Annotated in this window: 18 protein-coding genes; 7 read left to right on the top strand and 11 right to left on the bottom strand. The window is 73.2% G+C overall.

All coding sequences use genetic code 11. The features are described 5' to 3' along the window. Window positions 1–90 precede the first annotated feature (90 nt). Complete coding sequence (locus AAH991_RS04100) at window positions 91–699, top strand: TetR/AcrR family transcriptional regulator (protein ID WP_346224366.1); 609 nt, start codon at window positions 91–93, stop codon at window positions 697–699. A gap of 31 nt (window positions 700–730) precedes the next feature. On the opposite strand, the gene AAH991_RS04095 is transcribed toward AAH991_RS04100, so the two are convergent. After that, complete coding sequence (locus AAH991_RS04095; protein ID WP_346224365.1) at window positions 731–1,795, bottom strand: Gfo/Idh/MocA family oxidoreductase; 1,065 nt, start codon at window positions 1,793–1,795, stop codon at window positions 731–733. A gap of 94 nt (window positions 1,796–1,889) precedes the next feature. Then, entirely contained in the window at window positions 1,890–2,795 is a 906-nt protein-coding gene (locus tag AAH991_RS04090; RefSeq protein ID WP_346224364.1) for a proteasome assembly chaperone family protein, read from the bottom strand. A 115-nt stretch (window positions 2,796–2,910) separates the two neighbouring features. On the opposite strand from AAH991_RS04090, the gene AAH991_RS04085 reads away from it, so the two are divergent. Continuing rightward, on the top strand, window positions 2,911–3,303 hold the full coding sequence (locus AAH991_RS04085; RefSeq protein ID WP_346224363.1) for an ankyrin repeat domain-containing protein: 393 nt from the start codon (window positions 2,911–2,913) through the stop codon (window positions 3,301–3,303). A gap of 85 nt (window positions 3,304–3,388) precedes the next feature. Continuing rightward, entirely contained in the window at window positions 3,389–4,354 is a 966-nt protein-coding gene (locus AAH991_RS04080; protein ID WP_346224362.1) for a 4-epi-cubebol synthase, read from the top strand. Between the two features lie 53 nt (window positions 4,355–4,407). On the opposite strand, the gene AAH991_RS04075 is transcribed toward AAH991_RS04080, so the two are convergent. Further along, complete coding sequence (locus tag AAH991_RS04075; RefSeq protein WP_346224361.1) at window positions 4,408–6,516, bottom strand: ATP-binding protein; 2,109 nt, start codon at window positions 6,514–6,516, stop codon at window positions 4,408–4,410. A 203-nt stretch (window positions 6,517–6,719) separates the two neighbouring features. Here AAH991_RS04075 and AAH991_RS04070 point away from each other — a divergent pair, with 203 nt between their 5' ends. Next, window positions 6,720–6,887, top strand: coding sequence for a hypothetical protein (locus AAH991_RS04070; RefSeq protein ID WP_169979848.1), 168 nt, complete (start codon window positions 6,720–6,722; stop codon window positions 6,885–6,887). A gap of 39 nt (window positions 6,888–6,926) precedes the next feature. On the opposite strand, the gene AAH991_RS04065 is transcribed toward AAH991_RS04070, so the two are convergent. Beyond that, window positions 6,927–7,121: a DUF5999 family protein gene (locus tag AAH991_RS04065; protein ID WP_346224456.1), complete on the bottom strand. Its 195-nt coding sequence runs from the start codon at window positions 7,119–7,121 to the stop codon at window positions 6,927–6,929. A 34-nt stretch (window positions 7,122–7,155) separates the two neighbouring features. Further along, window positions 7,156–8,322 (bottom strand): alpha/beta fold hydrolase, encoded by a 1,167-nt coding sequence (locus AAH991_RS04060; RefSeq protein WP_346224360.1) that lies wholly within the window; start codon window positions 8,320–8,322, stop codon window positions 7,156–7,158. 173 nt (window positions 8,323–8,495) lie between these two features. On the opposite strand from AAH991_RS04060, the gene AAH991_RS04055 reads away from it, so the two are divergent. Next, the gene (locus AAH991_RS04055; RefSeq protein WP_346224359.1) at window positions 8,496–8,861 is read left to right on the top strand and encodes a response regulator transcription factor; all 366 of its coding nucleotides are present in this window, start codon (window positions 8,496–8,498) and stop codon (window positions 8,859–8,861) included. A 42-nt stretch (window positions 8,862–8,903) separates the two neighbouring features. On the opposite strand, the gene AAH991_RS04050 is transcribed toward AAH991_RS04055, so the two are convergent. Further along, complete coding sequence (locus tag AAH991_RS04050; RefSeq protein ID WP_346224358.1) at window positions 8,904–9,548, bottom strand: response regulator transcription factor; 645 nt, start codon at window positions 9,546–9,548, stop codon at window positions 8,904–8,906. Window positions 9,549–9,769: 221 nt separating this feature from the next. Here AAH991_RS04050 and AAH991_RS04045 point away from each other — a divergent pair, with 221 nt between their 5' ends. Next, window positions 9,770–11,629, top strand: a complete 1,860-nt coding sequence (locus AAH991_RS04045) for a sensor histidine kinase (protein ID WP_346224357.1) — start codon at window positions 9,770–9,772, stop codon at window positions 11,627–11,629. 27 nt (window positions 11,630–11,656) lie between these two features. Here AAH991_RS04045 and AAH991_RS04040 read toward each other — a convergent pair whose 3' ends face one another. The 3 genes from AAH991_RS04040 to AAH991_RS04030 form a co-directional block, all read right to left on the bottom strand. After that, window positions 11,657–12,643: a sensor histidine kinase gene (locus AAH991_RS04040; protein WP_346224356.1), complete on the bottom strand. Its 987-nt coding sequence runs from the start codon at window positions 12,641–12,643 to the stop codon at window positions 11,657–11,659. Between the two features lie 253 nt (window positions 12,644–12,896). Next, a complete protein-coding gene (locus AAH991_RS04035) occupies window positions 12,897–13,844 on the bottom strand; it encodes an ABC transporter permease (RefSeq protein WP_346224355.1) in 948 nt (315 codons plus the stop codon). Then, on the bottom strand, window positions 13,841–16,480 hold the full coding sequence (locus AAH991_RS04030) for an alpha/beta fold hydrolase (protein ID WP_346224354.1): 2,640 nt from the start codon (window positions 16,478–16,480) through the stop codon (window positions 13,841–13,843). The genes AAH991_RS04035 and AAH991_RS04030 overlap by 4 nt, the downstream gene beginning before the upstream one ends. Window positions 16,481–16,645: 165 nt before the next feature. Here AAH991_RS04030 and AAH991_RS04025 point away from each other — a divergent pair, with 165 nt between their 5' ends. Continuing rightward, entirely contained in the window at window positions 16,646–17,929 is a 1,284-nt protein-coding gene (locus AAH991_RS04025; protein ID WP_346224353.1) for a hypothetical protein, read from the top strand. Window positions 17,930–18,244: 315 nt separating this feature from the next. On the opposite strand, the gene AAH991_RS04020 is transcribed toward AAH991_RS04025, so the two are convergent. Then, complete coding sequence (locus AAH991_RS04020; RefSeq protein WP_346224352.1) at window positions 18,245–19,291, bottom strand: CopD family protein; 1,047 nt, start codon at window positions 19,289–19,291, stop codon at window positions 18,245–18,247. Next, window positions 19,288–20,205 (bottom strand): copper resistance CopC family protein, encoded by a 918-nt coding sequence (locus tag AAH991_RS04015; protein WP_346224351.1) that lies wholly within the window; start codon window positions 20,203–20,205, stop codon window positions 19,288–19,290. The genes AAH991_RS04020 and AAH991_RS04015 overlap by 4 nt, the downstream gene beginning before the upstream one ends. Window positions 20,206–20,424 lie beyond the last annotated feature (219 nt).

The raw sequence follows: 20,424 nt of genomic DNA, 5'->3' as shown, positions 1-20,424 counted from the left end.
CCCGGGTAAATAAACCATCTGGTTGTTTTACTGCTGCCCCGAGCTTGTCACCCGCGAGGAGGGGAGTCAACCGGATGGTTTAATTCGTGCATGGCCTATGACGCGGAGGACACCAGGAGACGGATCTTCGACGCCGCCGCCGCCGAGTTCGCCGAGCACGGACTGGCGGGGGCCAGGGTCGACCGCATCGCGACGGCCGCCAGGGCCAACAAGCAGGCCATCTACCTGTACTACGGCAGCAAGGAGAAACTGTTCGCCGCCGTCCTGCGGGCGAAGCTGGAGGAGGTCCGCGTCTCCGTCCTCATCGACGCCGACGCGGTGGCCGAGTCGGTCGGGCAGATCTTCGACTGGTACCGGGAGCACCCGGAGCTGATCAGGCTGCTGCTGTGGCAGGCGCTGGAGGCGGGTGACGCGCCCGGCGACGGCGAGGGGGAGTGGCGCGACGGTTTCCGCGACAAGGTCCGGCAGCTCGTGGACGGAGGCGTGGCCGGACACCTGCCCGAGGACGCACGGGTCCGCGCCGCTCAGGACCTGCTGTTCACCATCATGGGACTGATCGCCTGGAATTTCGCGGTGCCCGGGATGTGCCGCCTCGTACTTGACGAGCAGACCGACGAGGCCGCCCTGGCCCGCCGCCGCGCGACCGTGATCGACGTCGCCCGCAGGCTCGCCACCGCCGGGACGGGGGCTCCGCGGTGACAGCGGCCGGCGGCCCCGGACACCTCGGTGGCTACCCCTCGTGCTCGGGGAGGGCCACCACCCGGCCGCGAGTGGCCGACAGGACGGCGGCCTCGAGGACGGCGATGGTCCCGGCGGCGTCGTCCGGCTCGACCGGGGGCGCCGCGCCGTCCCGCAGGCAGGCCACGACGCCCTCGTAGAACCGCTGGTACGCCCCCGGCTCCGTGGGGACCGGGCGGACGTCGCCGCCGGCCCCGAGCGTGCCCCAGCGCTCGGTTTCCTCCACACCCCATCCGGTGGCGCCCGGGCGCTCACCCGCGCGCAGACGGTCCTCCTGCGGGTCCAGCCCCCACTTGACGTACGACGCGCGGGAGCCGAGCACCCGGAACCTCGGGCCGAGGTTCGCGGCGACCGCGCTCATCCACAGGTGGGACCGGGTTCCGTTCCGGTGGGTCAGCGCGACGAACGCGTCGTCGTCGTTGCGCACCCCGGCCCGCCTGACGTCGGTCTCCGCGTACACGTGGGAGACCGGCCCGAACAGCCGCAGCGCCTGGTCCACCAGGTGGCTGCCGAGGTCGTAGAGAGTGCCGCCGATCTCCTCGGGGCCGCCCGACTCGCGCCAGCCGCCCTTGGGCACCGGCCGCCACCGCTCGAAGCGCGACTCGAACCGGTGGACCTCGCCCAGCTCGGGCAGCAGCCGGCGCAGCGTCAGGAAGTCGCCGTCCCAGCGCCTGTTCTGGAAGACCGTCAGCATCAGCCCGCGGTCGCGCGCGAGCCGTACGAGGTCGCGGGCCTCGGCGGCGGTGCCGGCCAGCGGCTTGTCGACGACCACGGGAAGACCGGCCTTGAGCGCCTCGGCCGCCAGGGGCACGTGGGTGCGGTTCGGCGTCGCGATCACCACGAGATCGCAGCGGTCCCACAGCGCCTCCGCGGCCGGGACGACGTCCACGCCGGGATGGCAGGCGCGGACGCGCTCGGCTCTGGCCGGGTCGCGGGTCACGACGGCGGTCAGGCGCAGTCCCGGCGTGGCGGCGATCAACGGCGCGTGGAAGAAGGATCCGGCCGGACCGAAACCGGCCAATCCGACCCGGATGCCGGGGGCGTCGGAGAGCGACATGGAGGGAGGGTGGTCCTTTTCGTACGGAATGCGGGCGTCGATCGGCACTCGGGCGTCGACCGGGAAGGGTGCCGCCGTCGCGGTTCCCCGGCGCTCAGCCGTCGCGGTCGTCCCGCTCGGCGAGGAACGCCTCGAACTGGGCGGCGAGCTCGTCACCTGTGGGCATCTGCGCCTCCTCGGCCAGCAGGCTCTCCCGCTCGGCGCCCGACTGGAACGCGTCGTACTGCTGCTCCAGGCCGCGGATCGCGCCGGCCAGCTCCTCCGACGCCGCGATCTGCTCCTCGATCTCGGTGTTGGTCTTGTCGGCCGCGTCCCTGAGAGTGTCCATGGGGAACACCAGCCCGGTGCCCCGGGTGACGGCCTCCAGCGCCGTCACCGAGGCCTGCGGATACTCCGCCTGGGCGAGGTAGTGGGGCACGTGGATCGCGTAGCCGAGCGCGTCGTGGCCCTTGGCCCCGAGCCGGAACTCGATGAGCGCGGCGAGGCTCCCCGGCACGCGGACCTTGCCGAAGGGGCTGGTCTGCCCGTGGACGAGGTCGGGACGCGTGGCGTGCGCCGTCAGGCCGAGCGGCCTGGTGTGCGGGACGCCCATCGGAATCCCGTGCACGGTCACCAGCCTGCCGGCGTTGAGCCGGGTCACCAGCATGCCGACGGCCTCGGTGAACAGCTCCCACTCCCGGTCGGGCTCCGGGCCGCTCATGATGAGGAACGGCGTGCCGGTGACGTCCTTGGTCAGGTAGACGGCCAGCTCGGGAGTGTCGTAGTCACTCCAGTGATCGGTGTCGAAGGTCATCGGCGGGCGGCGTGACCGGTAGTCGATCAGCCGGTCCACGTCGAAGGTCGCGATGACCCGGTGCTCCAGTTCGGCGAGGAGGTGCCCCAGGGCCAGCCGCCCGGCGGCGCCGGCGTCGACGAACCCCTCGAAGTGGTAGAGCAGCACCGGATCGGTCAGCTCGGGCAGATCCCCGTCGAGTCGATAGAGATCCGTGGGGTCGGACACGTGTCCCAGCCTTTCTCACGAAGTCTTTACCTACTGAACCTACGGGACCCCCGGTCGATTCCGTGGTGCACACCGTGCTCGACGGGGGCGGTAGCGGCGACCTTACCGTTGGACTATGGGGAACACGGAGCCGGACCCGGAGCTGGAGGAGTTCGCCACCAGGCTTTTCGACCTCGCGAGGTCGGGGCGGACCGAGGCGCTGTGCGCCTACGTCGACGCGGGCGTGCCGGTGAACCTGCGCAACCAGAAGGGCGACACCCTGCTCATGCTCGCGGCCTACCACGGGCACGCCGCCACGGTGCGCGCCCTGGGCGAGCGGGGCGCGGACCCGGATCTCGCCAACGACCGCGGGCAGACGCCGCTCGCGGGAGCGGTGTTCAAGAAGGAGCCCGAGGTGGTGCGGGCGTTGCTGGAGCTGGGAGCCGACCGCTACGCCGGGACGCCGTCGGCCGTCGACGCCGCGCGCATGTTCGGGGACGCGGAGATCGTCACGCTCCTGGAGGGCTGAACCGGCCGAGTCGACCCGGCTGACTGGTGTGTCCGTAATTGGGGGAGGTCTGGCGTCCTCCAACCGGTAGGACCATGCTTGTCGGATGGCTACTGCGAAAGCGGATTCCCTCAACGGGCGCCCCCTCCGCCTTCCCTCCCTCACCTGCCCCTTCCCGAGTGCGGTGAACCCGCACGTCGACGAGGTGAACCGGGACACGCTGGCCTGGCTGGCCGCCTCCGGCATGATCGCCGATGACGACCAGCTCGAGCGTTTCCGGCTTGCCCACTACGGATGGCTCGGCGCCCGGACCTACCCGTACGCCTCCCGGGAGCTGTGCCAGCTCGTCACCGACTGGTGCGTGTGGCTGTTCGCGTTCGACGACGCCTACTGCGAGTCGGACCGGCGGGCGGCCGAGATCGCCCGGGCCCTGCCCCAGCTCTACAGCGTCGTCGAGGAGCACGCGGAACCGGTCGACAACGTCTTCGCCCGGGCGCTGCTCGACATCAGGACCAGGATCGCCGCCCACGGCACCGCAGACCAGCTCGACCGCTGGTGCGCGATGACCAAGGACTACCTGTTCGCGCAGGTGTGGGAGGCCGCCAACCGGGAGGACGACGTCGTCCCCACGATCGACGACTACATCTTCATGCGCCGCAGGACCGGTGCGATGCTGACCGTCTTCGCCCTGATCGACGTGGCCGCCGAGGTCCGCCTCACGCCGGACGAGTGGCGCCACCCGGTCGTCCACGAGATCACCGAGCACGCCAACGACGTGGTCGTCTGGGACAACGACCTCATCTCGTACGCCAAGGAGCGGAGTGAGGCGAACATCCGCAACAACCTCGTCAGCGTGCTCGTCGGGCACACCGGCTGCACCGTCCAGGAGGCGATGGACCGGATCGGCGCGATGCGCGACGAGGCCGTGGCCGCGATGGCGGCGCTCACCCCGGCGACCGAGGCGCTCGGCTCGCCCGCGGTCGACGCGTACGTGCACGGCCTGAAGTACTGGATCAGCGGCAGCGTGGACTACTCGCTGACCAGCTCACGGTACGTCGGCGCGTGGCAGTGATCTCTACTGCCGGGATCTCCGCCGGGATCCCCGCCGGTTGATCCGGGGCCAGGTCAGTCCAGGTGGAAGTCGTCGAGGTCGTCCAGCGCGTACTCGACGAGGTCGCCCAGGCTGAACCGGGCCCCGACGGTGTACGCCTCCTCGTAGGCGGCGTCGCCGATCAGCTTCTTGCACTCCTTGACGCACTGCTCGTGCTCGGTCGTGAAGAACGGCGACCCGAACTGCGGCAGCCCGAAGGTCCGCCAGTTGGCCTGGGCCGCCCCGAGGAGGGTCGCCGTCCGTTCCGGCTCACCGGCCTCGAGGTTCAGCGTGGCGAGGTTGTCCACGCACAGGACGATCCCGAGCACGTCGTGGAAGTGCCGCTTGATGCGCAGCGCCTCCTTGCACGCCACCAGGGCCTCGTCGCGTCTGCCGGTCGCACGGTGGACGAGGGAGGAGACGTACCAGGCGTAGGACCGCAGCCACAGCTCGCCGCGCTCCTGGCAGACCTGCAGGCAGTCGGCCAGCAGCGTCTCCGCCTCCTCGAACTCGCCCTGCGCGAACAACACCATGGACAGCTCGACGATCGCCGGCAGCAGGCCCGGATTCAGCTCACGGCCGCCGCGGTGGAACTCGATCGCGACGCCGAGCAGCGCGGTGGCCTTCTTCGCGTCGCCCTGCAGCATGGCCGCGGTGCCCTGCATCTTCGTCGCGAGCAGCACCGCGCCCGAGTCGCCCACGCGTACCGCGTCGGTGCTGCACTGCTCGGCCGCGGCGAGCGCGCCCGCCATGTCGCCCTGGGCGCTGCGGATGTAGGCCAGCACCCACAGGACCTTGCAGCGCTCCTTGCTCGGCGAGGGGCTGGCCTTGAGCGCGCGGTCCAGGTAGACCACGCCCTCGCGGGCGAATCCGCAGGCGACCCACAGGAACCACAGGGCCGACAGCAGTTCCAGGCCGACGCGCTCCTCGCCGGGGGTCGACAGGCAGTAGTCGAGCGCGACACGGATGTTGTCGTGCTCCTGGCGCATCCGCGTGTACCAGTGGACCTGGCGCGGGCCCGACCACGAGTGCTCGCTGCGCTCGGCGAGCTGGAGGTAGTAGTCGCGGTGGCGGCGCCGCAGGTCCTGCGTCTCGCCGAGCTTGTCCAGCCACTCGCCGCCGTACTGCCGCAGCGTGTCGATCAGCCGGTAGCGCTGGCCCGCCGGAGTGGGGAAGCTCAGCAGGACCGACTTGTCGACCAGGCCGCCGATCACGTCGAGGATCCGCTCGGCGGGCAGGGCGTCGCCGGCGCAGACATGCCGGGCCCCGTCCAGCTCGAAGTCGCCGGCGAACACCGACAGCCGCGCCCACAGCAGCCGCTCGGCCGGCTCGCACAGCTCGTGGCTCCAGCCGATCGCCGCGCGGAGCGTCTGGTGCCGCGGCAGCGCCGTACGGCTGGCCCCGGCGAGCAGGCTGAACCGGTCGGCGAGCAGGGCGAGGATCTGCTCGACCGACAGTGTGCGCAGGCGTACGGCGGCCAGCTCGATGGCCAGGGGGATCCCGTCGAGGCGGCGGCACAGCTCGGCGACGGCCGTGATGTTGTCCTCGTCCACCACGAAGTCGGGCACGACGGCGGAGGCCCGCGTGCCGAACAGCTCGACGGCCTCGTTGGTGAACGGGCTCTCCGAGGGGTTGTCGCCGGGCACCGACAGCGGTGGCACGGCGGCCGTGTACTCGCCCGGCGCGTTCAGCGACCGCCGGCTCGTCGCGAGGATGCGCAGGTGCGGCGCCGTCTTGAGCAGGTCCTGCGTGAGCTGGGCGCACGCGTCGACCAGGTGCTCGCAGGTGTCCAGGATGAGCAGGAGCTCCCGGTCGGCGAGCCACTCGGTGAGGGTGTCGGAGCCCGCACGCGGCGACTGGTCGGCGATGCCGAGCGCGGCGGTGATCGTGTGGTAGACCATCGCCGGGTCCTGCAGCCGGGCCAGGTCGACGTACCAGACGCCGTCCCGGAACTGCCGCCGTACCTGGTGCGCGAGACGCAGCGCCGTGCGGGACTTGCCGACCCCGCCGATGCCCGTGACGGTGACCAGCCGGTGATCCTGCAGTTTCTGCCTGAGCGACGCGAGCAGTCGCGTCCGCCCGACGAAGCTGGTCAGCTCCACGGGCAGGTTGCCCTCTTGCCGCCATCCTGCTGGCGTTGCCATGCCGCCTCACGGGGGGTTCGTCCGGCGTGCTCCCTGCTCCCGCATCGTACCTTTGGGGGCGGTTGGCTGTCTGGTGGTACGGGCGTGACCTTTGCCCGGCGGCGAGACGGCGAATCCCCCCTCCGGGGAAGGAGCCCCGGCGTGCCGCCTCCGGTGGCCGCATCGGCTCCACCACGCGCGGCGATGCCAGTAACATTGGGCGCGTGAGTGCGCAGCATCCGGATGACATGCGTCCGGTGGACCTCTTCGACGAGGGGCTGCCGGTGCTGCCTGACCAGACGAGCGACGACACCGACCTGGGGTGGGGCGAATGGCGCTCCGACTCCAACGTCTCCCGCCTGCTCGAGGAACGCCCCCCGCACTGGGATTAGTCGCGCCCCGGCTTCACTCGGTTCACGCGGCCACTTGGTTCACGCGGCCTGCGCGAAGCAGCCCCGGTGCGCGGGGAGACTCCGGCCGTCCGGCAGCAGTTCGCCGGTGTCCTCGAACACCACGACGCCGTTGCAGAGCAGTCCCCACCCCTGCTCGGGGTGGAAGGCCACCAGACGGGCCGCGTCGTGATCGCGAGCGTACGCCGACGGGCACGGCGGGTCGTGCGGGCACATGCGGGTCACCTCGATCCTTGTGGCACGGAAACCGTCAGCAGGCGACGGCCACGTCGCGCGCGGCCGGTTCCCGGGCGGACCGTTCCGGCCGGGCGCCCTCGCGCGGCACCCGGCGCATCAGGCGGCCGAGTGCGGTGTTCACGCTGAGCGGGCGTTCGAGCATCACGGCGTGTCCGGTGCCGGGGAGGACGGCGAACTCGGCCGACGGCAGCGCCGCCGCGATCGCCGCGCTGTGCGGGGCGGGGGTGACCAGATCGCCCTCGCCGACCATGATCAGCGTGGGCACCGCGCGCAGGACGGCGAGCGCCGCGAACTCGTCGTGGGCCATCAGGGCGGGGTAGAAGTCCCGCACCACCCCGACCGAGGCGGAGCGGATGATCCGGGCCGCGGCGCCGCGCACCTCGGTGGGAACCGCCGACGCGAAGGAGTAGTGCAGCACCAGCGCGCGCAGGAGAGCGTCGAAGGTGTGATGCCCGCGGCCGGCGGTCGCGCCCCGGTGGAGACCGCAGACGCCGCACAGACTTCTCCACAGGCCTCCCCACAGACCGCCGGAACCGCCCGCGCACAGCAGCCGGAGCGCCGTGGGAACGAAGGGCCGCAGGAGGCTCGCGCCGTACGCCGGCAGCCCGAACGTGAGCCCGGCGAGGCCGCCCGCCGCGGTCGACAGCAGCGCCACCCCGGCGATCCGGCGGCCGAACAGCTCCGGATGCCGCCGGGCCAGCGCCATGATCGCCATGCCGCCCATCGAGTGCCCGACCAGGATCACCCGGCCCGGGGGGACGACCTCCTCCAGGACCAGCCGCAGGTCCTCGCCGAGCCTGCGCATGGTGGCGGTCCCGGGGAGGCAGCGGCCCGAGCGGCCGTGCCCGCGCTGGTCGTACAGGACGACCCCGGCCCGGCCCGCGAAGGCCCTCCGCTGGTTCTCCCAGCAGTCGAGGCTGAGGGACAGGCCGTGGCAGAACACCAGAGTGAGGCCTGTGCCGGCGGAGCCGTCCACGAGGACGTGCAGTTCCTGGCCGTCGTCGGTCATCAGGGTGGAGGAGGTGCCGGCAGCCTGCCGCGGACCCGTGTCCGTCAGGCCCGTGTCAGTCGGGGCCCGAGGGCTCGTGGCGGTGCCGGAGACGGTCTCCCAGGCCGGAGCGAGGTCCAGGGCGCCGACGCGCCCTCCTGCCGGTCGATCCTGGCGGAGACTGCCGGGCATCTCGTCTCCTCTCCCTCCCCGGGCGGGCTCCACGCCCACCTGCTCTTCCAGGATCCCGGGCGCGAGGGCCCGCGTCTGCGCGGGCAGCCGCCATCCCATCCGGCGGGTTACACGCCCCGCACATGCCCGCTAGCTGCAATGACGGACCGGCCCGCGGTTGCGATGCTGGGTCCGTGCCCCTGAGATGCCTCATCGTCGACGACAGCGATCACTTCAAGGAAGCGGCGCGGCTGTTGCTGGAGGCGGACGGGCTCGCGGTCGTCGGCACGGCCTCGGGGAGCGCGGAGGCGTTGCGCCGCCTGGAGGAGTCGCGGCCCGACGTGGTGCTCGTCGACATCGATCTCGGCGTGGAGAGCGGATTCGACCTGGCCCGGCTGGTGGTGCGCGTGACCGATCCGCCGCACGTGATCCTGATCTCGGCCTACGAGGAGAGCGACTTCGCCGAGATGATCGCGGCGAGCCCGGCGGCGGCCTTCCTGCCGAAGCCGGCGCTCTCGGGCAGGGCGATCGCCGAGATCGTGGCCGGAGGCGCGCGCTGAGCGCCCTGCGCCGGCTTCGCGTGAAGGGGTGCGTGCGCCGGCTCAGCGGGCGTCGAGATAGGCCAGGACCGCGAGCACGCGACGGTGGTCGTCCTCCGACTCGGGCAGCCGAAGCCTGGACATGATGCTGCGCACGTGCTTTTCGACCGTGCCCTCGGTGATCCAGAGCTTGTGCGCGATCCCGGCGTTCGACCGGCCCTCGGCCATCAGCGCGAGCACTTCCCGCTCGCGTTCGGTGAGCAGCTCCAGCGGGTCCTGCCGGTGACGCGCCGAGAACAGCTCGGTGACCAGGCTGGGATCGACCACCGACCCGCCGTGCGCGATCCGCTCGAGCGCCTCGACGAGGTCGGCCACGCTGGTCACCCTGCGCTTGAGCAGGTAGCCGATCCCGTGACCGGTGGCGAGGAGCTCCAGCGCCTCCTCCACCTCCACGTGCGCCGACAGCAGGAGAACGCCCGTCTCCGGGAACTCGGCGCGGATCGCCGACGCCGCCTCGACGCCCTCGGCGTCGTACGTGGGAGGCATCCGTATGTCCACGACGGCGAGGTCCGGACGGTGCCGGCGTACGAGGGCGAGCAGCTCGTCCGCGGCGCCCGCCTGACCGGCGACCTCGAACCCCTCCTGCCGCAGCAGGCTCGCCAGTCCTTCGCGCAGCAGGACGTCGTCGTCGGCGATCACAACTCGCATCCGGGCCTCGTCCACCAGTAACGCCGCCCTTTCGCTTCGGTCGCGCGCCCCGCCTCTCACCTGTGGGGGGCGGGCCACGGGCGAGGGCCGGTGAGGCATGCCGCGGGCCGCCCGTGTGACGCGGAGCCCGCCGGCTCCGTGCGGCCGGCGTCCCGCGCATCCTCCGAGGGGCCGTGGTCCGGCCGCGGGTGTCCGTGGCGTTCGTGGCGTAGCCTGGAGGTATGCGCACGCGGCTGTCGCCGCTGCTACCCGCGAGGCGCCCGCCGTGGCCGCTGGGCATCCTCGTCAGCGCCCTGTGCGTAGTGGCGGAGACCCTGCTGACCTTGTGGCTGGGACACGTGGCGCCCGGCAACTCTCTCGGCGTAGTCTACCTGCTCGGCGTTCTGGCGGTCTCGTACGGCTGGGGGCCGGTCCTCGGGGTGGCCACGGCGCTGGCGAGCGGTCTCGCCTACGACTTCTTCCACGTGCCTCCCCTGCACAGGGTGACGCCGTTCGGCGACCTGTCCTGGCCATCCATCCTGATCTTCCTGGTCGTCGCGCTGCTGGTGAGCGCCGCCGCGTCGTTGCTGCGATCCCTCGTGCTCGAGGCGGAGGAACGCCTCGGGGAAGCGGATCTCGACGCCGCCGTGGCACGGGCCCTGCTCGGCACCGCGCATCTGCGCTCGGCGCTGCCCACCGCGGCGCGACGCCTCGCCGAGGGACTGGGACTGCCCGGGCTGTCGATCGAGGCCGGGGAGGTGGCCGGCGACGGGGACCACACGGCCCTGCCGCTCAGGAAGGACGGTGAGCGGCTCGGCACCCTCGTCGTGCCGGCCGGGCTCGACGAGGCCATGACCCGCCGTCTCAGGCGTCGCGTCGTGCCCTCCCTGGAGGCGCTGCTGCTCGCCGCGGCGGAGCGCGAGAGAGTCGGGCGGGCGCTGGAGGCGAGCCGCGACGAGCTGTGCCGGGTCGTCACGGAGCAGGCCGCCCTGCGGCGCGTTGCGACACTCGTCGCTTACGGGCTCTCGTCGGTCGAGGTCTTCGACGCCGTGACCGCGGAGATGGGCCGCGTGCTGAACGCGGACTACGCGCTCATCGAGCGGTATTCGCCCGACGGCACGATGATCCTGGTCAGCGCCTGGAGCGGACGCCGCTCGGACCCGAGGCCGGACAGGGACGCGGCCCGGCCGATGCGCGCGGGCAGCATCTCCGACCTGGTGCTCCGGACCGGGCGGCCGTGCCGTCTGGAGGCCGGTCAAGGGAGGCCTCCGGGGCTCGCGGCGTGGGCCCCGGACCCGGGAATCTCCTGCGCCCTGGGCGCGCCGATCACCGTCGAGGGCCGTCTGTGGGGCGTCATGGTCGCGCTCTTCCGTACGGGCTTCGCCGCCGTCTCCGGCGTCGAGAGGCGCATGACGAACTTCACCGAGCTGCTCGGGACGGCGATCTCCAACGCCCAGGCCCGCGACGATCTCGCCGCCTCCCGGGCCCGCGTCGTCGTGGCCTCCGACGAGGTCAGGCACCGCATCGAACGCGATCTGCACGACGGCGTCCAGCAGCGTCTCGTCTCGCTCGCGCTGGAGCTGCGCAGCGCGCGGGCCGCCGTGCCGCCGGAACTCACGGACGTGCGGTGGCGGCTGTCCCGCACGGCCGACGACCTCAACCTCGTCCTCGACGACCTGCGGGAACTGTCCCGCGGCATCCACCCCGCCATCCTGTCCAAGGGGGGTCTGGGACCCGCCCTGAAGATGCTGGCCCGCCGCTCCGCCGTGCCGGTGGAGCTGCGGATACGGACCGACCGGCGCCTGCCCGAGCGCGTCGAGGTCGCGGCCTACTACGTGGTGTCCGAAGCGCTGACCAATGTCGCCAAGCACGCCGGGGCCGGCGTGGTGCGGGTCGAGGCCGAGACCGACGACGGAGGCCTGCGGATATCGGTGCGCGACGACGGTGTGGGCGGCGCCGACTCCGGGCGAGGGTCGGGCCTCATCGGCCTGCGGGACCGTGTCGAAGCGCTCGGCGGCAGGATGGAGATCGACAGCCCCGTCGGCGGCGGCACGAGGCTGACGGCCGTGATCCCCGTTCCGGCCCGGGCCGAGGCGGCCTGACCCTGATTTCCGGCCCGGCCGCCCGCGTCAGGCGATCAGCGCCTGCTCGGCGAGGGGAAGGCGGAGGAGGAACCGTGCCCCGCCCACCGCCGAGTCGGTGACCCCGACGCTTCCGCCGTACGACTCGGCGATGTCGTGCACGATCGCGAGGCCGAGTCCGGTACCCCCGTGGACGCGGCTGCGGGCGCCGTCCGCCCTGGTGAACCACCCGAAGACCCGCTCGCGGTCGGCGGGCGCGACGCCCTCGCCGTCGTCGTCGACGCTCAGCTCGGCGAACTCGCCGTCCCGGTGCGCCTCCACGAGCACCAGGCCGGCGGCGTGGCACTGCGCGTTGTCCAGGAGGTTGCGGACCAGGCGGCGGACCTCGTGGTCGGCCGCGCCGACCGGCAGGCTCGCGGCGAGCCGTGTGGTGATGCAGGGCCAGGGGCGGCGGCCGGCGACCTCGGCCAGGACCGCCTCGGCGAGGTCCGTCCCGACCGGCGCGTCCGGCGGACCGCTCCCGATCCTCGCGAGGAGAAGCAGATCGGCGACGATCGCCTGGAGGCGGTCGAGATCCTCCAGCGAGTCGGTGAGGAGCTCCTGCAGCACCGTCTTGTCGGGATGCAGCCGGGCCTCCTCCAACTGCAGCCGCAGTGCGGCGATCGGTGTGAGCAGTTCGTGCGAGGCGTCGGAGGCGAACCGGCGCTGCGTCTCCAGCAGGTGATCGAGGCGGACGCGGTGGGCCTTCAGCTGCCGCAGCGCGCCGGCCAGGGCCCGGGAGAGCCACTCGGCGTCGACGGCAGGCTCCCGCCCGGCCTCCTCGGGCGACCCCCGGTCCTGGGGACGGGCGGGCCGGTGGACGACGTGCGGCGCGTCCTCCGGCGCTCCGGGCGCAAAGATTCCCGCGTCGCCGGGCCCGGCGTGCTCCTCGGCGGGAGGGAGGCCGTGCTGCTCCGGCGACATCGCCGGAGCTGTCACCAGGGAGAGGGGATGGGCGGGCCCGAGGCCCGGCCCGTTCCCGGGGATGCCTGACATGCCTTCACCTCCGCCCGGCCGAGGCCGCGTCGTGCCGTGGAGCAGATCGTGGACCGGACCGGAACCGCCCCGGTCACCGTGTGCAGGCCGGAGCCGGTCGCGGCGCCTCGGCTCCGCGCACCGGCATACCTCACTGTCGCCCGGCCACGCGGGTCCCGTCTGCGCGGCCAGCCTCCATTCCGCCACCATGCCACCGGACATCCGGTCTACCGGCTAACCGGAAGGGCGGGCTCCGCCCCTGGCCGTACGGCGGTCAGGACACGACGTCCCGGCGCCGGAAGCGGCGGAAGGCCAGGGCGACGAGGATCACCGAATAGGTCACGGAGACCGCCACGCCCTTCACCATGCCGCTGTAGTCGGGCTCGGGCGCGAGCGCGTCGAGCCACGCGGTGTTCCAGAAGGTGGGCAGGAACTCGCGCAGCGAGCCCAGCGCCTCGACCGCCTGCAGGATCGTGCTGACGATCACCAGGCCGACCGCCCCGCCGACCGCGCCCAGCGGGGAGTCGGTGCCGACCGACAAAAGGAAGGCGACCGAGGCCACCACCAACTGGCTGACCAGGGCGTACCCGATCACGACGGCGAACTTGGGCAGCACGTCGGCGGCGGGGATCACCTCACCCGTCCCCGGCACTGTGATGTCGTTCCACCCGAAGGCCAGCGTGCCGGCGAGCAGGGCCATCAGCGGGAGCACGGTCACCGCGGCGGCCGAGTACGCCAGCGCCACCACCAGTTTCTGGCGCAGCAGCCGGTCGCGGGGCACCGGCGCCGCGAGCAGGTAGCGCAGCGACGACCAGTTCGCCTCGCTCGCCACCGTGTCGCCGCAGAACAGGGCCACGGCGACGACCAGCAGGAAGTTGGCCGACACCGACAGGGCGAACGCCGCGAAGTTGAGCCCGCCCGCCGTGGCGAGGTCCGACAGCCGCAGGCTGCTCTGGCCCCGCCCGGCCGGCCCGAACTGGAACGCCACCACCAGGACCCACGGCAGGGCGAGGAGCACGGCGAACATCCCCATGGTCCGGCGCCGCCGCAGCTGCCGCACGAACTCCACCCGGAGCGGCAGCGTGCGCCCCGGCACGTAGCCGGGCGCCCGGCCACCCGAGTCGCCCCCGCGCGTGTCCGGTCCTTCCTGGGCGACCGGCGCGGCGCGCCCGCCGGCGGGGACGTCTCCGGCCAGGTCCGGGGCCGGTCGATTCGGGCTCAACGGCTCTCTCCGATCAGGTCGAGGAACACGTCCTCCAGGCGTGGCCCGGCGCCGTTGACGGCCGCCGCGGTGCCGAGCAGGTCGCCGACCGGCCCGGCCGACACCAGTCGCCCGCGGTGCATGACGACGACGTGGCTGCAGGTCTGCTCGACCTCCGCGAGCAGGTGGCTCGAGACGATGACGGTGCGCCCCCGCTCGGCGTACGCCCTGAGCACCCGGCGCATCTCGGCGATCTGCGGCGGGTCGAGGCCGTTCGTCGGCTCGTCCAGCACGAGCAGGTCGGGGAGGCCGAGCATGGCCTGCGCGATGGCCAGGCGCTGGCGCATGCCCTGGGAGTAGGTGCGCACCGCGCGCTCCAGGGCCGCGCCGAGCCCGGCGATCTCCAGCGCCTCCTCCATGTGGGCGTCCTGCGGCGGCCGTCCCGTGGCCTGCCAGTACAGCTCCAGGTTGGCCCGGCCGGACAGGTGCGGCAGGAAGCCGGGCCCCTCGACGAACGAACCCAGCCGCGACAGCACCGGAGCGCCCGGGCGCACGCGGTGGCCGAAGATCCGGATTTCGCCCTCGTCGGGGTGGATGAGGCCCATGAGCATGCGCATCGTGGTGGTCTTGCCCGCGCCGTTCGGACCGAGCAGGCCGAGCACCTGGCCCTTCTCGACCCGGAACGACAGGTCGTCGACCGCCTTCTCGCCGTTGCGGTAGCGCTTGCCCAGCCCGCTGATCACCAGGGGCACCTCGGCCGACATGGCGTCGGGGGCGTCACCCGCGTGGGCGCCGCGCCTGGCCCGGCCGGTCAGCAGGAGCACGGCGGCGACCACGATCGCGGCGAGCGGCAGGGCCCACGTCCACCACGCGGGGCCGGTGGCGGGCGTCCGCAGCGCCGCGTCCCCGGGCAGCTCCAGCGCGGGGGCGTCGAGCGCGACCCGGTAGACCGCGGGGGCGGCGGGCGTCGCGTACCCGAGATCGGTGGTGGACACCACCAGCCGCATCCGGTGCCCGGCGTCGAAGCGCCGGTCGATGGCCGGAAGCGTCACGGTGACCGGCGTGCCCGCCTCGCTCGCGGTGACCCGCAGCGGCGCGACCAGGCTCGACGGGAGCACCGGCAGCGATCCTCCGGAGACGTCGTAGAGCTTGGCGAACAGCGTGGCCTCGCCCGTGCCGTACACCCGGATCGTGACGGCCGGGCTGCCGGTGACCTGCGTGGGCCTGGCCAGCGGCGCGGACTCGAAGACCGCCGCCTGGCCGGGCATGTCCAGCGCGATCGACCCGCCGCCGGTGCCGCCGAGCAGTCCGCCGAGGCCCGGGACCGCCGAGATCGACGCGGGCGATCCGCCCGCGGGGTTGGCGACCGGCTGCGGAGGACCGCCGAGGGCGACGGTCGTCCGCTCCGCGCCCGTCAGGCCCGGGTAGCGGTCCCCGGTCGCGTGCAGGAGCACGGGCCGGCGCGTGCCCGGGTCGCGCCCGCCGTCCCTGGTCACGGTGAACGCCGCGGAGCCGCCGTCGCCCGCCGGGGAGCCCGTCCCCTTGAGGTAGCGGTCGAACCAGCCGGTCGTGCGGGCGGACAGCCAGTCGGCCTCGCCGTCGCCGCCGTCGTGGCCGCCGTTGAACCAGGCGACCTCGACCGGAGCGCCGGTGGCGGCGATGGCGCGGGCGTTGGCGTCGGCGTGCGACAGCGGGAACAGCGAGTCGCGCTGGCCCTGGAGCAGCAGCGTCGGCACGGTGATTTTGCCGGGCACCGAGACCGGGCTCGACCGCCGCAGGAGATCGACCGCCTCCTGGGTGGCCCGGCCGGTCTCGGCCACCTTCTGGTACATCTCGCAGATCTGCGGCAGGAACCGCCCGCACCGCACCTGGTCGGCCCCGGGCGCCTCCACGGCTCCCTGCCCGGCCCCCTGCCCGGCCTGCCGGCCTCCGGATCCGGCGGGCGGCTGCGCGGCCGCCCCGGCGAGGCCGGCCAGACCGCCCGCGCCGGAGCCGCCGCCCGGGGCCAGCCGGTCGGCGGCGGAGGTGAAGAAGATGCCGGCCCACATCTTCTTGAACACGCCGTTCACCGGCCCCTTGCCCGAGGCGTCGGGGAAGAGCGCGTCGGCGAGGTCGTACCAGGTGATCTGGGGGACGATCGCGTCGATCCGGCTGTCGTAGGCCGCGGTCATCAACGCGATCGCGCCGCCGTAGGAGCCGCCGGCGATCCCGACGCGCGGGTCGCCGGGGCCGTCGAGACGCACCTCGGGCCGCCCGGCCAGCCAGTCGATCAGCCCCCGCACGTCCTTGACCTCGTAGTCGGGGGAGTTGAGCGCGATCTGCCCGGTCGAGCGGCCGAACCCGCGCGCCGACCAGGTGAGCACGGCGTAGCCCTGCCCCGCGAGCCGCCCCGCCTGCTCACGCACGCTCTCCTTGCTGCCGCCGAACCCGTGGGCGAGCAGCACGGCAGGAGCCCTGCCGCCGCTGGCAGGGGGATAGAAGGTGGCGTCGAGGTCGACGCGCTGGTCGTCCGCCGGTCCGTCCACGACGGGGATGACCAGGTCACGACCCTTCACCACGGGGTCGGAGGGCCACAAAGCCCACGTCACACCCGCGGCCATCAGGATGACCAGCGAGACCACGATCACGAGGGCACGCCGCCCACCCGGGAAAGCCATGTCGAGATGCTACTCGTCACTCCTGAGAGACAGCTGAGGAGCCCGCCGGGCCTGTGGATGACCATGCCTCGACATCCGCGCGTCCGATCGACGGTACGAATCGTGATGATGGATCGGGGTAATCCCTGATTGCGCCCCACCATGGGGAGCGGCATCATTTCGCGCGTGAATGGAACGCCGCTCAAGCAAGTCCCCGCTCGCGTGATCGAGTGGGCCCTTCCCTATTGGACGAGAGGGGAGGCGGGCAGGCGGACGCCGGAGGACCTTTTCCGGGTGCTCTACCTGGGCTGGCTCGCGGCGTTCGTCCTCAAGGTGCTCGGGTCGAGCTGGGACGTGTCGTGGCACTTCAAATGGCTGCGCGACGACCTGGCCCCGCCGCACCTGCTCAACACGGTCGGCACGGTGATCGCCGTGGCGCTGACCATCGTCCACTGGTACACGGGCTACGGGGTGGACCGCACGGCCTCCCGCCTGATCGTGTGGGGCACCGGAGTCTTCCTCATCGCGATCCCGCTCGACCTGATCAACCACCGGGTCAACGGCATCGACATCACCGCCTGGAGCCCGTCCCACGCGCTGCTGTACATCGGCACCGCGCTGATGCTCGCCGGAGTGATCCGCGGCTGGTACATCGGCTCGGGCCGTTACGCGGGCGTCTCCGGCAGGCGGCGCGCGCTGGTGCTGGGCGGCCTGTTCGCGTTCTTCCTGGAGAACGCGCACTTCCCCGAGCTGCAGCAGGAGTACGGCGTGCTGGAGCTGGCCTCCTGGGACCGGGGGCAGCCGTACGCCGAGCCGACGTTGCTCAACTTCGCGGCCGACCAGATGGGGCAGGCCGTGGACCGCGCCATGGTCCTCAAGTTCTCGCTGCCGGTGCCGGACGTCGTCTACGCGGGGTACGCGGGCGTGGTGGGCATCGGGATCCTGGTCTTCGCCCGCGTCATGGTCGGCCGGCGCTTCACCGCCACCGCCGTCGCCGCGTCGTACGTGGCCTACCGGTGCCTGATCTGGCCGCTGCTCGTCGGCGGCGGGTTCCCCCCGTCGACCATCCCGTTCTTCTTCCTGCTCGCGGGCCTGTGCGTCGACCTGGCCTTCCTGGTTCCGGTCAGGCTGCTGCGGCCGCTCGCGGGCGCGGTGCTCGCCACCGCGGGCGTGTACGGCGGGCTGCTGGTGCAGGACCGGGTGCTCGAGGCCCCGCCGTACGCGCCGGAGTTCTGGCCGGTGGCGCTCGCCGCGCTGGCCGTCGTGTGGTACGCGCTGGAGTGGTTCGCCGGCCGCCAGGGCCTGACGGCCGCCGCGGCGGAGGACAGGATCGCCCGGGAGGAGCGGGCCGGGGAGGAAGAGATCACGGCCGAGCCGGACCCGTCGCTCGACGCCGCGCCCGAGGCGGCCCCCGAGGCTGTGTCGGAGGCGGTGTCCGCGCCCGCCGCGGCGTCCAAGCCCACGGCCTGACGGCCGTCGCCTTATCCGGGTCCCACCGCTTGACCGCTGCCGTGTCCGCGGCTGCCGCCCCGTCCGCTGCCGATAGCGCCCACGGTCCGACGGCTGCCGCCCGCGTTCGCGGGTCCTGCCGGGCCCGATGTCAAGGGGCCGCTCCCTCGGGGGTGGCCCTTTTCGGCGTCCTGGGGTCCGTGTTTCCAGAGTGAGTCGCGGGCAGGTGCCCGGGCTGTGGGGCGTGGGGGAGACCCGGGCGCCCCGGGCAGCACCGGCCGGGCCGGACCTGCCGGGCCGGACCTGCCGGGCAGGGCCGCGGGTCAGGAGCCTGGCTCAGGCCACCGGCGCCTTGGTCAGCGCGACCGCGACGCCGTACGCGAGGCCCATCACGGTCAACTCCAGGGCCGCCCAGGCGGCGAACGCCGCCGGGGCCTGACGCGTGACCGCGGGCAGCAGTCGCCAGCGGATGTTGGCACCCAGCAGCGCGATCACCGCGGTGAACACGGCCTTGGCGACCACGAGCCGGCCATAGCCCGTGGTGACCAGCGACGCGGGGAAGCTCTCGCCGGGCGTGAGCAGAAGCTCCACCAGGCCGTTGAAGAGCCCGGACAGCCCCACGACGATCAGCGCGTACGTCGCCAGCCGGGAGAACCGGGGCAGCGTGCGGGCGAGCAGATCGCGATGGCGGGGCAGCAGGACGGCGAGCGCGACCAGGCCGCCCACCCAGGCGCAGGCGCCGATGACGTGCAACTCCATCGAGACCATGCTGAGGTCGTGCCAGTACCAGTTGGAGGCGTGCCCGGTGACCGGGAGCGGCAGCAGCCCGAACCCGGCGACGAGCACCCGCAACTCGGCCGGGACCTTCTCGCCGAACCGCACCGCGAGCATCCCCACGGCGGCGCTGGCCAGCGCGCAGGACGCGCTCACGATCATGCCCTGTCCCGCGCCGATGCCGTCCACGTACGCCGCGACGTCGGGAACGCCGCCCGGAGTGATCTCGGCCGCGCTGAGGACGGCCGACGTCAGCGCCGCCGCGCACCAGACCAGCGAGAACAGCACGGCCCAGTGCCGGGCCCTGGCGGCGACCGGCTCGGTCCTGTCCGGGTCGTCGAAGCCGAGGAGCTTGGGGAGCAGGCTGAGACCCACGGTCGCGGTGGCGGCCAGGTCGAGCACGAGGCGGACGACGGGCAGGCCGTACTGCACGATCGTGCCCGGCATGGGGAGCCCCGGCACCGCCCCGGGCACGGTGAGCCAGGTCGCGATCACGACCGCGAGGACGCCACCGGCGGTCAGCCCGGCCGCCGGGACCCGGGCGCGGGCCCGCTCCGCTCCGGGCCCGGACCGGCGGGCCGGGACGCGGCGCTCCGAGGTCGCGGTCATGCCGTGCCGCCCGTCGCCGAACCGCTCGTCTTCGTGCCGCCCGTCGCCGAACCGCTCGTCTTCGTGCCGCCCGTCGCCGTGCCGCTCGTCTTCGGGCCGTTTGTCTTCGTGCCGCCCGTCCTGTTCGCCGGAGAGGCCGCCCGCGCCGTGTCCGCCGCGGTGTCCGCCGCGGTGTCCGCCGCCGTGTCCGCCGTCGTGCCCGTCTCTGTGTCCGCCGCCGTCTCCGTGGTCGGGGGAGCCGGGACCGTACCCTCGCGCAGCCGGCGGTCGTGCTTCACGAGCACGCGGGCGCACAGCGCCAGCAGGGCGGCGGTGACGGCCAGCAGCCCCCAGACCCAGCTCCCGCCGCCGGTCGCCGCACCGGAGCCCGCCGTGCCGGTCGTCGCGCCGGCCGCCGGCGGATCCGTCGGCTGGGCGGCCGTCCCGGGGGCCGCGCCCGCACCGGTCACGCTGAACTTCACGGTGCCGGTGACCGGGTGACCGTCGTTCGACACGATGCGGTAGCCGATCGCGTAGGCCCCCGCGGGGGTGCCCGTCCGTACGCCGATGGACACCCGCGGGCCGTCCACCCTGACCTCGCCCTGCTCGTAGTGGGCGCCGTCCGGGCCGGTTACGGCGATCCTCGCGTAGTCGCGGCGTACGACCTGGTTGAACGTGAGCGTCACGGCGGCGGGCATCGCGCCGAGAGCCGCGCCGTCCTTGGGGTCACTGGCGACGAGCACGTCGTGGGCCCGCGCCGGCGTCGCGACCAGCAGCACCGTGAGCAGGGCCAGCAGCGGCGCGGCGAGCAGCCGCAGACGGTTACGCGGCGCGACGGCACGCACCGCCGCCGGGGGCGGGGCGGTCCGTCCGGTCGTTCGCCGACCGACGCGCGGAGCCGGGGCGTCGTTGCACATCCGGGCGACCTGGTCCACCTGCCTTGCCTTCCTTTCACCGGGCGCAGACCCAGCCATGGTCCCACTGATCGGAGCCTTCCCGGCCCACGGCGGACCGGCGACGGCTGCGGACGGTGCCGTGGTGATCGGTTCCGGTGATGTGCCGGGCGGCTTGCGCATTCTCCTGATTGAGTGAACAACAAGCCGAATTCGCCATTTGGGGCTGTTCGTCCGCCGTGACGACCGCCACGAAGGAGA

The organism is Microbispora sp. ZYX-F-249 (assembly GCF_039649665.1).
In the GTDB taxonomy this organism is placed as follows: Bacteria; Actinomycetota; Actinomycetes; order Streptosporangiales; family Streptosporangiaceae; genus Microbispora; species Microbispora maris.
Note: the sequence above shows the minus strand (reverse complement) of the source record. Positions and strands in the feature narration are given on the sequence as shown.

Bases quoted from the DNA above. Each gene is read 5' to 3' on its own strand.
- AAH991_RS04100 (WP_346224366.1), top strand. From the start codon at position 91: ATGGCCTATGACGCGGAGGACACCAGGAGACGGATCTTCGACGCCGCC.
- AAH991_RS04095 (WP_346224365.1), bottom strand. From the start codon at position 1,795: ATGTCGCTCTCCGACGCCCCCGGCATCCGGGTCGGATTGGCCGGTTTC.
- AAH991_RS04085 (WP_346224363.1), top strand. From the start codon at position 2,911: ATGGGGAACACGGAGCCGGACCCGGAGCTGGAGGAGTTCGCCACCAGG.
- AAH991_RS04080 (WP_346224362.1), top strand. From the start codon at position 3,389: ATGGCTACTGCGAAAGCGGATTCCCTCAACGGGCGCCCCCTCCGCCTT.
- AAH991_RS04075 (WP_346224361.1), bottom strand. From the start codon at position 6,516: ATGGCAACGCCAGCAGGATGGCGGCAAGAGGGCAACCTGCCCGTGGAG.
- AAH991_RS04065 (WP_346224456.1), bottom strand. From the start codon at position 7,121: ATGTGCCCGCACGACCCGCCGTGCCCGTCGGCGTACGCTCGCGATCAC.
- AAH991_RS04060 (WP_346224360.1), bottom strand. From the start codon at position 8,322: ATGCCCGGCAGTCTCCGCCAGGATCGACCGGCAGGAGGGCGCGTCGGC.
- AAH991_RS04050 (WP_346224358.1), bottom strand. From the start codon at position 9,548: ATGCGAGTTGTGATCGCCGACGACGACGTCCTGCTGCGCGAAGGACTG.
- AAH991_RS04045 (WP_346224357.1), top strand. From the start codon at position 9,770: ATGCGCACGCGGCTGTCGCCGCTGCTACCCGCGAGGCGCCCGCCGTGG.
- AAH991_RS04040 (WP_346224356.1), bottom strand. From the start codon at position 12,643: ATGTCAGGCATCCCCGGGAACGGGCCGGGCCTCGGGCCCGCCCATCCC.
- AAH991_RS04030 (WP_346224354.1), bottom strand. From the start codon at position 16,480: ATGGCTTTCCCGGGTGGGCGGCGTGCCCTCGTGATCGTGGTCTCGCTG.
- AAH991_RS04020 (WP_346224352.1), bottom strand. From the start codon at position 19,291: ATGACCGCGACCTCGGAGCGCCGCGTCCCGGCCCGCCGGTCCGGGCCC.